Here is a 14,451-nt window from a genome sequence, read left to right as displayed (position 1 = left end):
GGCGCGATTCTCCATGGGCACCGAGCTTCTTTGTTGTCCGCTTGATTTCGAGGAAAGGTCCAGCCCCATGAAGAAAAAAATGAAACTCGTGATGGTCGGCAATGGCATGGCCGGCGTGCGCACGCTCGAAGAGCTGCTGAAGATCGCGCCCGACCTGTACGACATCACCGTCTTCGGCGCCGAGCCGCACCCCAACTACAACCGCATCCTGCTGTCGCCGGTGCTCGCGGGCGAACAGACGGTCGACGAGATCGTGCTCAACAGCTGGGAGTGGTACAGCGACAACCACATCACGCTGCACGCCGGCAAGAAGGTGGTCGAGGTCGACCGCGTCAAGCGCATCGTGCGTGCCGAGGATGGCACCGAGGCGCCTTACGACCGCCTGCTGATGTGCACCGGCTCCAACCCCTTCATGCTGCCCGTGCCCGGCAAGGACCTGAAAGGCGTGATCGCCTACCGCGACATCGCCGACACCGACTACATGATCGAGACCGCGCGCACGCACAAGAACGCGGTGGTCATCGGCGGCGGCCTGCTCGGCCTCGAAGCGGCCAACGGCCTGATGCTGCGCGGCATGAGCGTGACCGTGGTGCACGTGATGCCCTGGCTCATGGAGCGCCAGCTGGACGACGTGGCGGGCAAGCTGCTGCAGAAGTCGCTCGAAGATCGTGGGCTCTCGTTCCGCATCGGCGCGCAGACACAAGACCTGGTGGGCGGTGAAGACGGCCGCGTCAAAGCCATCCGCTTCAAGGACGGCACCGAGGTCGCGGCCGACCTCGTGGTCATGGCCGTGGGCATTCGCCCCAACGTCGAGCTGGCCGAGAAGATGCGCCTGCACTGCAACCGCGGCATCGTCGTCACCGACACCCTGCAGACCGTGACCGATGCACGCATCTACTCGGTCGGCGAATGCGCGGCGCACCGCGGCATCGCCTACGGCCTCGTGGCGCCGCTGTTCGAGCAGGCCAAGGTCGCGGCCAACCATCTGGCGCAGTTCGGCATCGGCCGCTACCTGGGCTCGCTCACCTCCACCAAGCTGAAGGTGACGGGCATCGATCTCTTCAGCGCCGGCGAGTTCATGGGCGGCGAAGGCACCGAGGAGATCGTGATGAGCGACCCCTTCGGCGGCGTCTACAAGAAGCTGGTGCTCAAGGACGACAAGCTCGTGGGCGCCTGCCTCTACGGCGACACCGTGGACGGCAGCTGGTACTTCAAGCTGCTGCGCGACGGCCGCAGCGTGCACGACATCCGCGACAGGCTGATGTTCGGCGAATCGAACATCGGCGACACCGGCCACGAGGGCCACAGCAAGGCCGCGAGCATGCCCGACGATGCCGAGGTGTGCGGCTGCAACGGCGTGAGCAAGGGCACCATCTGCAAGGCGATCAAGGACAAGGGCCTCTTCACGCTCGACGAGGTGAAGAAGCACACCAAGGCCAGCGCGAGTTGCGGCTCGTGCACCGGGCTGGTCGAGCAGATTTTGATGTTCACCGCGGGCGGTGACTACTCGGCCACGCCGAAGAAGAAGGCGATCTGCGGCTGCACCGACGTGAGCCACCAGGATGCGCGCGACGCGATCCGCAAGGAACACTGGCTCACGCACGACGACGTGTACCGCGGCATGGGCTGGCGCACCCCCAACGGCTGCGCCACCTGCCGCCCGGCCATCAACTACTACTTGATCAGCACCTGGCCGAAAGAGGCGAAGGACGATCCGCAAAGCCGCTTCATCAACGAGCGCAGCCACGCGAACATCCAGAAAGACGGCACCTACTCCGTCATTCCGCGGATGTGGGGCGGCCACACCACGCCCGACGAGCTGCGCCGCATTGCGGACGCGGCCGACAAGTACAAGATCCCGACCGTCAAGGTCACGGGCGGCCAGCGCATCGACCTCCTGGGCGTGAAGAAGGAAGACCTGGAAGGCGTATGGAAGGACATCGGCATGCCCTCGGGCTTTGCGTACGCCAAGTCGCTGCGCACGGTGAAGACCTGCGTGGGCAGCGAGTGGTGCCGCTTCGGCACGCAGGACAGCACGCAGATGGGCAAGGACCTGGAGCGCGCGCTCTGGGCCATGTACTCGCCGCACAAGGTCAAGCTCGCGGTCTCGGGGTGCCCCCGCAACTGCGCCGAGGCCGGCATCAAGGACGTGGGCGTGATCGGCGTCGACTCCGGCTGGGAGCTCTACGTGGGCGGCAACGGCGGCATCAAGACCGAGGTGGCGCAGTTCCTCGTGAAGGTAAAGACGGCTGCCGAGGTGATGGAGTATTCGGGCGCCTTCTTGGAGCTCTATCGCGAGGAAGGCTGGTACCTGGAGCGCACGGTGCACTACATCGGGCGCGTGGGCCTCGACTACGTGAAGAAAAAGATCCTCGACGACGCGGAAGGCCGCAAGGCGCTGTGGGAGCGGCTGCAGTTCGCGCTCGACGGCGAGCCCGATCCGTGGTTCGAGTCGGCGCAGGCCTCGGTGGACGTGCGTCAGTTCACGCCGCTGTCGGTCTGATCGGAAATAAAAGGGAGAAAAAGATTTTGAAAAGAAGACTCTTCGTCGCGTCCTCCGCACTTGCCGCCCTGGGCGTGCATGCGCAGGTGGCCGACCTCAACGACGCGATCAACAAGGCCGGCCGCCAGCGCATGCTGTCGCAGCGCGCGAGCAAGGCCTACCTCGCGCTGCTGCAGAAAGTGGAAACACGCAATGCGCAGCAAGTGCTCGACAGGTCGATCGTGCTGTTCGAAAAGCAGCTGAGCGAGCTCAAGGCCTTTGCGCCGAGCCCCGCGATCCGCGGCACTTACGACGCGCTCGACGGAGCCTGGAACGAATTCAAGCGCGAGCTGACCGGCGTCGTGCCCAGCAAGGAAGAAGCCGCCAAGGTCGTGAAGCTCGACGCCACCGTGCTCGCGCTTGCGAACCAGGGCACCACGCAGTATGAGACGGCGTCGGGCAGGCCCGTGGGCCGGCTGGTCAACATCGCGGGACGCCAGCGCATGCTGTCGCAGCGCATGGCCAAGTTCTACCTGGCCGGCGCGATGCAGATCGACGCCACCGGCAGTGCGGCCGAGATCGCGAAGTCGCGCACCGAATTCCTCGCGGCACTCGAAGTGCTGCGCAGCGCACCCGAAGCCACCACGCAGATCCGCCAGGAGCTGGTGCTGGCCGATGCGCAGTGGATGTTCTTCAACCGCGGCCTGCAGCGTCTCGAAGGCGCCGGCGCCTCGCCCGCCCTGATGTCCGACGTGTTCGTGACCAGCGAGAACCTGCTCGCGATCATGGACCGCGTGACGGGCCTGTATTCCGACCTGAAGACCTGAGAGGCTGAGAGGCAATCCGACATGACCGCTCATCCCCCGCAAATGCCCCCACTCTGCGTTGCAAATGCTCGCCATAGCCCGAGCTATGGCTGTGCTTTGCGCCTTGATTGGGGGCATTTGCGGGAGCTGCTCGGTCACGCCGAATTGCCTCTCAGCCTCTGAACCATCTGGAGAGCCACCATGAGCGAATGGAAAGCCATCTGCCACATCGACGACATCCCCCTGCTTGGCGCCCGCCGCGTGTCGCGGCCCGCGGGCGTGGACGTCGCCGTGTTCCGCAATGCCGAGGACCAGGTCTTCGCGCTACTCGACCGCTGCCCGCACAAGGGCGGTCCGCTGAGCCAGGGCATCGTGTTCGGCACCAGCGTGGCGTGCCCTCTGCACAACTGGACCATCGGGCTGGACGACGGCTGCGCGAAGGCGCCCGACGAAGGCTGCACCCCGAAGTTCGCGGTGAAGGTGGAGGGCGGCGTGGTGCATCTCGACGCGGGCGAACTGGCAACGCACGCCATCGACCTGGAGCGCCCGGTCGCCGGACCGAAGCCCTTCCCCACGATGGCCCTCCTGTCCACGGAAGAAAGCTGAGTCGCTTCATGGTGCAAGAGACCCGCTCCACCTGCCCCTATTGCGGCGTCGGCTGCGGCGTGATCATCGAATCCGACGGCGCCCAGATCACCGGCGTGCGCGGCGACCCCGACCACCCGGCCAACTTCGGGCGCCTCTGCACCAAGGGCTCGACGCTGCACCTCACGGCCAGCGCGCCAGTCACGCGGCAGGCGCGGCTCCTGCAGCCCATGCAACGCATCGTGCGGGAAGAAGCGCCCATGGCCGTGTCGTGGGACACGGCGCTCGACAACGCCGTAGGCAAGTTCGCGCAAGTGATCCAGGACCACGGCCCCGATGCGGTCGGCTTCTACATCTCGGGCCAGTTGCTGACCGAGGACTACTACGTCTTCAACAAGCTCGCCAAGGGCCTCGTCGGCACCAACAACGTCGACACCAACTCGCGCCTGTGCATGAGCAGCGCGGTCGCCGGCTACAAGCAGACGCTGGGCGCCGACGCGCCACCGGCCTGCTACGACGACCTGAAGCATGCCGACTGCCTCTTCATCGTGGGCAGCAACACAGCGTGGGCGCACCCGATTCTTTTCCGCCGCATCGAGGACGCGAAGGCGGCGAACCCGGCGCTGAAGATCGTGGTGGCCGATCCGCGCCGCACCGACACGGTCGAGATCGCCGACCTGTTCCTGCCGATCCAGCCCGGCACCGATGTGATGCTGTTCAACGGCATGCTGCACCTGATGCTGTGGGAGGGCTGGACCGATGCGAAGTACATCGCGGCCCACACCAGCGGCCTCGACGCGCTGAAGGCCACGGTGCGCGAATGCACGCCCGACAAGGTGGCGCAGGTCTGCGGCATTTCGACGGACGACCTGATGGCGGCCGCGCGGCTCTTCGCCACCTCGCCTGCGACGCTGAGCCTCTATTGCCAGGGCCTGAACCAGTCTTCGAGCGGCACGGCGAAGAATGCTGCGCTGATCAACCTGCACCTGGCCACCGGCCAGATCGGCAAGCCCGGCGCCGGCCCGTTCTCGCTCACCGGCCAGCCCAATGCGATGGGCGGGCGCGAAGTGGGCGGCCTCGCCAACCTGCTGAGCGCGCACCGCGACCTGGCCAACCCCGCGCACCGCGCCGAGGTGGCTGCACTCTGGGGCGTGCCTTCAGTGCCGGAGAAACCGGGCAAGACCGCAGTCGAGATGTTCCAGGCCGCCGCCGATGGCGAGATCCGCGCACTGTGGATCGCCTGCACCAACCCTGCCCAGTCGATGCCCGACCAGGCCATGGTGCGCCGCGCGCTGGAGCGCGCCGAGTTCGTGGTGGTGCAGGAGGCCTTCTCCACCACCGCCACCTGCGCCTTCGCCGACCTGCTGCTGCCCGCCACCACCTGGGGAGAGAAGGACGGCAGCGTGACCAACAGCGAGCGCCGCATCTCGCGCGTGCGCCCCGCCATCGCCGCGCCGGGCGAGACGCGGCACGACTGGTCGATTGCCACTGACTTCGCGCGCCGGCTCGAGCAACGGCTCGGTCGTGCGGGCACGCTCTTTCCGTACGACAGCGCCGAATCGGTCTGGAACGAGCACCGCGAAACCACGCGGGGGCGCGACCTCGACATCACCGGCCTGAGCTACGCGATGCTCGACGACCTCGGCCCGCAGCAATGGCCGCTGAAGGAAGGCGAAAGCACCGGCCGCGTGCGCCTGTACGAAGACGGCGTGTTCCCCACGCCCGATGGCCGCGCCCGCTTCGCCGACACGCCCTACAAACCCGTGGCCGAAGCCCGCGAAGCGCGCTACCCCTTCTCGCTCAACACCGGGCGCCTGCGCGACCAGTGGCACGGCATGAGCCGCACCGGCACCGCCCCCCGCCTGTTCGGCCATGTGGCCGAGCCCATGGTGCAGATGAACCCGCAGGACATGGCGCGGCGCCAGATCGGCGAAGGCGACCTGGTGCACCTGACGTCGAAGCGCGGCTCGATCATGTTGCCCGCCCGCGCCAGCGCCGAGATCGGCATGAGCCAGGCCTTCGTCGCGATGCACTGGGGCGAGGAGTACCTGAGCGGTTGCTCGTCGGCCGGCGCGCGGTTGGCCGGTATCAACGCGCTCACCACGCCCGCCTACTGCCCCACCTCGAAGCAGCCCGAGCTCAAACACACGGCGGTGAAGATCCTCAAGGCCGAACTGCCGTGGTCGCTGCTCGCGATGGGTTGGCTGCCGCCCGACGAGGTGCTGGCGGCGCACCGCGCGCTGCAGCCGCTGATGGCGATGTTTCCGTTCGCCACCTGCGTGCCGTTCTCGGGCAGCACCAGGGACGCGCAGGGCGCGGAACGCAGCGGCCTCCTGTTCCGTGCGGCCGCGCACGATGCGCCGGCCGATGCACTGCTTGAGCAGATCGAAGCACTGCTCGGCCTGCAAAGCGCCGACACCCTGCGCTACGCCGACCGCCGGCGCGGCCAGCGTCGCGCGGCTCGGCTGGTGCGCCGCGCCGACCAGAGCGCCGGCCTCGAAGCCTTCCTGCTCGCAGGCGACACCAGCGCCGAGGCCTGGATCGCCACGCTGCTGCGGGAGGAACTGCCCGCGCAGAGCTACGGCCGCCTGCTGCTTTCGCCCGGCGCCCGTGCGCCGCTGGCGGTGCAGTCGCGCGGAAAGCCTGTCTGCACCTGCTTCAACGTGACCGATCTGGCGATCCAGACCGAACTGGGTCGCTGCGGCGGCACGCCCGACGAGCGGCTGGCGGCGCTGCAGGGGGCGCTGAAATGCGGCACGAACTGCGGGTCGTGCATTCCGGAGCTCAAACGCATGGTGCGGATGGTGCCGTCCGAAGCCGTGGCGGAGACCCCATGAGCTGCGTGTCTTGCTCCCTCCCCTCCCGGGGGAGGGCCGGGGTGGGGGCAAGCGGCGTACCTATGGAGCGCTCTGCCCGCCCCCATCCCAACCTTCCCCCAGAGGGGGAAGGGGCAAAACCAGTGCATAAGCCGACTCACATTCCGGCATAAGCGTTGCAGGACAATCCGCCTACCCATGGGAATCAGCCAATACATCAAGGAAATCGGCCGCGGCGCGCGAGGCGCCAAGCCGCTCACGCGCGAACAGGCCACCGACCTGTTCGGCCAGGTGCTGGACGGCACCGTCACCGACCTCGAAATCGGCGGCTTCTGCCTGGCGATGCGCATCAAGGGCGAGACGCCCGAGGAGATGGCCGGTTTCCTCGATGCCACGCATGCGCGGCTGCACCACATTCCCGCCGGGGACCGTGCGCTGGTCGTGCTGCCCAGCTACAACGGCGCGCGCAAGCTCCCGGTGCTCACCCCGCTCCTCGCGATGCTGCTGGCCCGCGAAGGCCTGCCGGTGCTGGTGCATGGCAGCGCCACCGAAACGGCACGCGTGCTCGCCTCGAACGTGCTCGCCGCGCTCGACGTGCCGCCCATGACCACCATCGGCCCGATCGCCAACGGCACCGTGGGCTTCGCCGCGACCGAGCTGCTGAACCCCGCGCTCAAGCGCCTGCTCGACGTGCGCCGCGTCGTCGGCCTGCGCAACCCCGGCCACAGCGTGGTCAAGCTGATGCAGCCCACGGTCGGCCCCTCGGTGGTGGTGGCCAGCTACACGCACCCCGAATACGCACGCGTCATGGCCGAGACCTTCGAACTGATGGGCACCACCGCGCTGCTCTCGCGCGGCCTCGAGGGCGAGGTGGTCTCCGACCCGCGCCGCACCGCGCAGATCGACGGCTTCGTGCGCGGCGCGCGCACCGAACTGCAGGCGCAGGCCAGCGGCACCGCGACCGAGGTGCCCGGGCTGCCCAAGGAAATCGACGTCGCCACCACGGTCGACTACACGCGACGCGTATTGAACGGCGAGCTTCCCGTGCCCGAAGCCATCGCCGCACAGGTAGGGCACATCAAGCAACTGGCATCCCACGCATGACTACTTCCTCGAACCTCATCACCGGCCGCTGCACGCTGGTGGGCGCCGGCCCCGGCGACCCGGAACTGCTGACCATCAAGGCCGTGAAGGCGATCCAGGCGGCCACCGTGCTGCTGGTCGACGACCTCGTGAGCGACGAGATCCTGGCCTATGCCCGCCCCGGCGCGCGCATCGTGCACGTGGGCAAGCGCGGCGGCTGCAAGAGCACGCCGCAGGCCTTCATCGAGCGGCTCATGATCACCGCGGTGCGCGAAGGCGAAACCGTGGTGCGCCTGAAGGGCGGCGACCCGTTCATCTTCGGCCGCGGCGGCGAAGAGGTGGAGCACCTGCGCGAAGCCGGTATCGAATGCGCGGTGGTCAACGGCATCACGGCCGGCCTCGCCGCCGTGACCTCGCTGGGCGTGCCGCTCACCCATCGCGACCACGCACAGGGCGTGGTGTTCGTCACCGGCCACGCCAAGACCGGCGCCGGTGCGCAGGAAGACCCGACCGACTGGCGCGCGCTCGCCGCCATGGCGCACAACGCGCGCCTCACGCTGGTGATCTACATGGGCGTGGCGGGTGCCCGGCACATCGAGCGCGAACTGCTGCACGGTTTGCCCGGCGACACGCCGGTCGCCGTGGTCCAGCATGCGAGCCTGCCGCACCAGCGCCACATCGCGACCACGCTCGAAGGGCTGCAGGCACGCATCGCCGAAGCCGGGCTCGCGAGCCCCGCGGTGATCGTGGTGGGCGACGTGCTGCGCGGACTGGCCGCGGCAGCGCTGCCGGTGAGCGCGGACCGCTTCGGCACCTAGCCCTCAGAAACTCCCGACAAGCCCGGACCGCGCACGCAGGGCCGCAGCGTCCGGCGCTGGGCTCCCGCGCAGCAGCACCGGCGTCCGGCTCCCGAGGCTCGCGACAAGTGCAATCCAGGCGATGGCCAGCTCGCCGTTGGCCGCGGCCAGGCGTTGCTGGTCGAGCATCAGGCCCTGGAAGTCTTCCAGCATCTGGACTTCCGACATCTCCCCGCGACTCATCCGCAGCTTCGAACGCTCGAATTCGTCTTTCGCCTCGTGCGTGCGCCGGGTCGCGTCGGCCGCCACGTCGTTCGATGCCTGCAGCCTGCGCAAGGCCTCGGCGACCTCCGCGCGGCCTTGCGCCACCGCCTGAAGAAAGAGCGGAGAGCCCGGCAGGTCCGCATCGGCTGACGGATCGCTCTCGCCGGCCTCTTCGGCGGCATCGATGGTGCCGCCGAGCAAGGCACGCGGCTCGATGCCGTACAGCGAGGCCGCGAGCTGGATGTCGTCGCGGTTCGCGAGCAGCACCGTGGGCACGGCCTGCGGCAGCGAGGCCGCGAAACGGGGCAACCTGCGCTGCGCGACCTCGTCGGCGATCGCCTCGTTCAACGCTTCTTCCGACACGCCGCAGTGCGCCACGAGAAAAGCGAAGTGCGCTTCGCGCTGTGCGTCGATCTTCTTCATCGCCGCCGCTGCGCCAGCTTCGCGGCGCTTCAGCTCCCTGGCGAAGTCGTCGTGCAACGCCGGGCTGGCCGCAATGAGCTGCGACTGCCGACGCACCGCGGTGAGCACGCTCTCGACGTAGGTCATGCGCAACGTCTGGACAACCAGCGCGACATAAGCCGCCGAGACGCCGATCTCCGCGGCGGGCGTATCGAGATCGCTGCTGGCAGCCGCGCCGTGGCCCGCGTCGGCGATCAACGTGTTCAGCGTCTCGCTCTCGAAAGCCGACCACCAGGGACGCGCACCGGCGCGCAATGCGGGCGCCGCCACGGGCATCGCCTCCCGTTGCGCCATGGCGTAGCTCGCGCTCACGCCGGAACCGGCGCAGGCGATGCCCAGTGCACCGACCAGCATTGCAACCATCGACCGACTCGCCATCATTCGCACGCTCCACGGGAATCCGAAAACCGCGATGGTTCCTCGCAAATTCGGAGAAATCGGAGAGGCGACGAAGAGATGTCGTCGCAGTCCATTGCATCCGTGCAACACAAGTTGCGATCCGTCGCGGTTCGGCAAGATTCCTCCCAGATTGAGCGAAACCATCCATCCGTCACAGGCAAGGCGCGCGTGTCGTTCGCGCCTCGCCTCACACGGAGAGAACCCATGAAGACTTGCCCGCGCTCGCCGAGCGCTTTGCGGACGCGAACGCGACGATGGATCGGTGCTGCGGTTCTTCTTTCGCTGGCCGCGATCGCCGCGCACGCGCAGAACGCCATCGAAGCCGTCACGAGCACCGCGAGGGGCGGCACGGAGCTGGTGCGCATCGATTTCACGCAGCCACTCGCCGCGCTGCCCACCGGCTTCGTCGTGCAGGAGCCGGCACGCATCGCGCTGGACTTCCCGGGCGTGACCAACGCGGTCGGCCGCTCGGCCATCGAATTCAACACCGGCAACCTGCGCACCGCCAACGTCGTGCAGGCCGGCGAACGCTCACGCGTGGTGCTGAACCTGCAGCGCGCAGCGACCTACCAGGCCGAAATCCAGGGCCGCTCGCTGCTGGTCTCGCTGCAGTCCGGCACGGGCCAGCCGCCGAAGACGCCGGCCAACGCCGAGTTCGCCGAAGGCAGGGAGCGCCAGGTGACACCGCTGCAGGACATCGATTTCCGCCGCGGCGGCGACGGCGCCGGCCGCGTGCTCATCGCCATGGGCAGCAGCCAGCTCGGCGTGGACGTGCGGCGCCAAGGCGCGACGCTGGTGGCCGAATTCATGCGGGCGTCGCTGCCGGAGGGACTGCGCCGGCGGCTGGACGTGACCGACTTCGGCACCGCGGTCGACACGGTGAGCGCGCAGCAGCTGGGCGACCGGGTGCGCCTGTCGATCACCGCGCATGGCGACTGGGAACAGAGCGCCTACCAGGCCGATGACCAGTTCGTCATCGAGGTGCGCGCGCGCAAGACCGATCCGGGCAAGCTGACGCAGGGCACCGGCTACACCGGCGAGAAGCTCACGCTCAATTTCCAGAACGTCGATGTGCGCGCGCTGCTGCAGGTGATCGCGGACTTCACCGGCTTCAATGTGGTGACTTCCGACTCGGTCTCGGGCGCCCTGACGCTGCGGCTCAAGGAAGTGCCGTGGGACCAGGCGCTCGAAGTCATCCTGCAGGCGAAGAACCTGGGGCTGCGCAAGAACGGCAGCATCCTCTGGATCGCGCCGAAGGACGAGATCAACGCCAAGGAAAAGATCGAGCTGGAAGCGCAGGCGACCGTGGAGAACCTGGTGGCGCTGCGCACGCAGTCGTTCCAGCTCAACTACGCCAAGGCGGCCACGGTGGTTCAGAGCCTGACGGGGACGGGTGCAAGCTCGGGTGGAAGCGGCGGCACCTCGACCACCCGCCTCCTGAGCACGCGCGGCAGCGCGATCGCCGAGGTGCGCACGAACCAGCTCTTCGTCACCGACACGCCCGCGCGCCTGGCCGAAGTGAGCGAACTCATCCGCAAGCTCGACGTGCCGGTGCGGCAGGTGCTGATCGAGGCGCGCATCGTCGAGGCCTCGGACACCTTCGGCAAGTCACTCGGCGTGAAGCTGGGCGGCGGGGCCACCGGCAAGAACGCCTCCTTCGGCACCAGCCCCACGGGCACAGACAACGCCTTCACCTCGTTCACCAGCAGCAACTTCGTGAACCTGCCGGCCGGCGATGCGGGCGGCACGGGCAACAGCGCGGGAGCCTTCTCGCTGTCGCTGTTCAACTCGAGCTTCACGCGCATGCTGAACCTGGAAATCTCGGCGCTGGAGGCCGAAGGCAAGGGCCGGCTGGTGTCGAGCCCGCGAGTGGTGACGGCAGACCAGACCAAGGCGCTGATCGAACAGGGCGAAGAGATCCCGTACCAGCAGGCCACTTCCAGCGGCGCGACGTCCATCTCGTTCCGCAAGGCCGTGCTCAAGCTCGAAGTGACGCCGCAGATCACGCCGGAGGGCAACATCATCCTCACACTCGATGTGAGCAAGGACGCACGCGGCGTCAACACCTCGGCCGGCCCGGCCATCAACACCAAGCATGTGCAGACCGAGGTGCTGATCGACAACGGCGGCACGGTGGTGATCGGCGGCATCTTCGAGCTGACCGAGACCAACGACGAATCGCGCGTGCCGGTGCTCGGCGAGGTGCCCTACCTGGGTGCGCTGTTCCGGTCGCGCGAGCGGGTGGTGAACAAGGTGGAGATGCTGGTGTTCATCACGCCGAAGATGATCGGACGCACCAACGCAGCGCCCTGACGCGGTGCCCTGAAGGCTGCCCCGTTCCGGGGCGCATGTGGCATGGAGCGTGCTTAGACCGTGCATGCCCGTCTCCAGCCCGTTTTCCGCCCGGCAATGAACGCCGTCGCTCCGCTTCCGCCCGCCGCAGTCGAGATCGTTGCGCTCAGCAAGCGCTACGCCCCCGGCACACCGGCCGCCGTCGACGCCATTGATCTGCGCATCGCCAGCGGCAGTTATTGCTGCCTGCTGGGCCCCTCGGGCTGCGGCAAGAGCACCACGCTGCGCATGATCGCGGGCCACGAGTCGGTCACCAGCGGCGACATCCTTCTGGACAACCGCAACATCACCAACCTGCCCGCGGCCATGCGCGGCACGGCGATGATGTTCCAGAGCTTCGCGCTGTTCCCGCACCTGTCGGCCACGGACAACGTGGCCTTCAGCCTCAAGATGAAAGGCGTCGGCAAGGCCGAGCGCCAGAAGCGTGCGCGCGATCTGCTGGCGCGCGTGGCAATGGGCCACCTGGCCGAGCGCAAGCCCGGCGAACTCTCCGGCGGCCAGCAGCAGCGCGTGGCGCTGGCGCGCGCGCTCATCACCGAACCGCGCGTGCTGCTGCTGGACGAGCCGCTCTCGGCGCTCGACCCGTTCCTGCGCATCCAGATGCGCGCCGAGCTGCGACGCTGGCAGAAGGAGCTGGGCCTGACCTTCGTGCACGTGACGCACTCACAGGAAGAAGCCATGGCGCTGGCCGACACGATGGTGGTGATGAACCACGGCGTGATCGAACAGGTCGGCTCGCCGCACGAGATCTACAACCACCCCGTCAACGAGTTCGTGGCGCGCTTCATGGGCGGCCACAACGTGATCGACACACCCGCCGGGCCGATCGCGGTGCGCAACGACCACATGCGGATCGCCGCGGGCTCGCGCGCCGATGGCCTTGCCGCAGCAGTCACCGACGTCGAGTACCAGGGCACCTACGTGCTGCTCGGCCTGGCGCTGGAAGCCGCCGCGCCGGAGCGCCGGAACGTGTCGGTGCTGCTGGGCGAAGCCGCCTTTCTCGCGAGCCCCTATGCGCAGGGCGAGACGGTTCGTCTGTCGTGGGCCGAGGCCGACGCGCGCGCGCTCACCGCGGCCCCCTGATCCTTTCCTTTTCCTTTCGTCCGCCACTTTTTTCTACGGAGACACTGCCATGACCGATCCCATCGACTCGTCCACCGGCGTCAAGCGCCGCGCCCTGCTGCAAGGCACCGCCGGCATCCTGGCCACGGGCATCGCGCCCTTCGTGCACGCACAGGAAAAGATCGTGCTGCGCTACCTGGGCACCGCGGTGAACCAGGACAAGGCCATCGCCGAGAAGTTCAAGGCCGACACCGGCATCGAGATCCAGTACGTGGCCGTGACCACCGACGACGTGACCAAGCGCGCCGTGACCGCGCCCAACAGCTTCGACCTGATCGACACCGAGTTCTTCTCGCTCAAGAAGATCGTGCCCACCGGCAACCTGAAGGGCATCGACACCAAGCGCGTGAAGAACGCTGCCAAGATCACCTCGCTGTTCACCAAGGGCGAAGTGGACGGCAAGAAGGTCGGCGACCAGGGCACGGCACCCATCAAGGTGATTTACCTCGAAGGCGAGAAGAGCAAGGTTTTTGCGAAGTCGCCGACGCAGTTCATGTCGCTGATTCCGACCACCTACAACGCCGACACGCTGGGCATCCGCCCCGACCTCATCAAGCGCCCGATCGGTTCGTGGGCCGAACTGCTGAACCCCGAATTCAAGGGCAAGGCCGCGATCCTGAACATTCCGTCTATCGGCATCATGGACGCCGCGATGGTGGTGGAGGCCAAGGGCATCCACAAGTACGCCGACAAGGGCAACATGACCAAGGCCGAGATCGACCTGACGATCAAGACCCTGATCGAGGCCAAGAAGGCCGGTCAGTTCCGCGCGCTGTGGAAGGACTTCAACGAGTCCGTCAACCTCATGGCCTCGGGCGAAGTGGTGATCCAGTCGATGTGGTCGCCTGCCGTCACTGCGGTGCGCGGCAAGGGCATAGCCTGCACGTTCCAGCCGCTCAAGGAAGGCTATCGCGCCTGGGCCTCGGGCTTCGGCCTGCCGGCCACGCTCTCGGGCAAGAAGCTCGATGGTGCGTATGAATTCATCAACTGGTTCCTCGACGGCTGGGCCGGCGCGTACCTCAATCGCCAGGGCTACTACAGCGCCGTGCTCGACACCGCCAAGACGAAGATGGAAGCCTACGAGTGGGCCTACTGGATGGAAGGCAAGCCCGCCGCGCAGGACATCAAGAGCCCGCAGGGCGACGTGATCGCCAAGGCCGGCGCGGTGCGCGACGGCGGCAGCTACGAGCAGCGCATGGGCGGCATCGCGTGCTGGAACGCTGTGATGGACGAGAACGAGTACATGGTGAGGAAGTGGAACGAGTTCGTCGCCGCGTGAGGGG

10 protein-coding genes are annotated in these 14,451 nt (G+C 67.6%); 9 read left to right on the top strand and 1 reads right to left on the bottom strand.

The annotated features are described in order from the left end of the window. The first annotated feature begins 67 nt into the window (after positions 1–67). From nirB to cobA, 6 genes are all read left to right on the top strand, one after another. Positions 68–2,503: a nitrite reductase large subunit NirB gene (gene nirB / locus NU688_RS12775; protein ID WP_257860992.1), complete on the top strand. Its 2,436-nt coding sequence runs from the start codon at positions 68–70 to the stop codon at positions 2,501–2,503. Between the two features lie 26 nt (positions 2,504–2,529). Then, complete coding sequence (locus NU688_RS12770) at positions 2,530–3,309, top strand: type IV pili methyl-accepting chemotaxis transducer N-terminal domain-containing protein (protein WP_257860991.1); 780 nt, start codon at positions 2,530–2,532, stop codon at positions 3,307–3,309. Between the two features lie 180 nt (positions 3,310–3,489). After that, complete coding sequence (nirD, locus tag NU688_RS12765; protein ID WP_257860990.1) at positions 3,490–3,894, top strand: nitrite reductase small subunit NirD; 405 nt, start codon at positions 3,490–3,492, stop codon at positions 3,892–3,894. Between the two features lie 11 nt (positions 3,895–3,905). Next, positions 3,906–6,710, top strand: coding sequence for a nitrate reductase (locus NU688_RS12760; protein ID WP_257861205.1), 2,805 nt, complete (start codon positions 3,906–3,908; stop codon positions 6,708–6,710). A 177-nt stretch (positions 6,711–6,887) separates the two neighbouring features. Beyond that, complete coding sequence (gene ybiB / locus NU688_RS12755; RefSeq protein ID WP_257860989.1) at positions 6,888–7,793, top strand: DNA-binding protein YbiB; 906 nt, start codon at positions 6,888–6,890, stop codon at positions 7,791–7,793. Continuing rightward, positions 7,790–8,590, top strand: coding sequence for a uroporphyrinogen-III C-methyltransferase (gene cobA, locus NU688_RS12750; protein WP_257860988.1), 801 nt, complete (start codon positions 7,790–7,792; stop codon positions 8,588–8,590). Before ybiB ends, cobA begins: the two co-directional genes overlap by 4 nt. Positions 8,591–8,593: 3 nt before the next feature. Here the strand turns inward: cobA and NU688_RS12745 are convergent, their stop codons facing one another. Continuing rightward, entirely contained in the window at positions 8,594–9,658 is a 1,065-nt protein-coding gene (locus NU688_RS12745) for a hypothetical protein (RefSeq protein ID WP_257860987.1), read from the bottom strand. Positions 9,659–9,898: 240 nt separating this feature from the next. Between NU688_RS12745 and pilQ the strand changes: the two genes are divergently transcribed. The 3 genes from pilQ to NU688_RS12730 all read left to right on the top strand — a co-directional run bounded on the left by pilQ (position 9,899) and on the right by NU688_RS12730 (position 14,447). Next, positions 9,899–12,007 (top strand): type IV pilus secretin family protein, encoded by a 2,109-nt coding sequence (pilQ, locus tag NU688_RS12740; RefSeq protein WP_257860986.1) that lies wholly within the window; start codon positions 9,899–9,901, stop codon positions 12,005–12,007. Positions 12,008–12,103: 96 nt separating this feature from the next. Continuing rightward, on the top strand, positions 12,104–13,129 hold the full coding sequence (locus NU688_RS12735; RefSeq protein WP_257860984.1) for an ABC transporter ATP-binding protein: 1,026 nt from the start codon (positions 12,104–12,106) through the stop codon (positions 13,127–13,129). Between the two features lie 49 nt (positions 13,130–13,178). After that, positions 13,179–14,447 (top strand): PotD/PotF family extracellular solute-binding protein, encoded by a 1,269-nt coding sequence (locus NU688_RS12730; protein ID WP_257860982.1) that lies wholly within the window; start codon positions 13,179–13,181, stop codon positions 14,445–14,447. Positions 14,448–14,451 lie beyond the last annotated feature (4 nt).

This window comes from Variovorax sp. ZS18.2.2, assembly GCF_024701975.1.
Lineage (GTDB): Bacteria > Pseudomonadota > Gammaproteobacteria > Burkholderiales > Burkholderiaceae_C > Variovorax.
The sequence above is the reverse complement of the archived record's forward strand: the minus strand, read 5'-3'. Positions and strand labels throughout refer to the sequence as shown.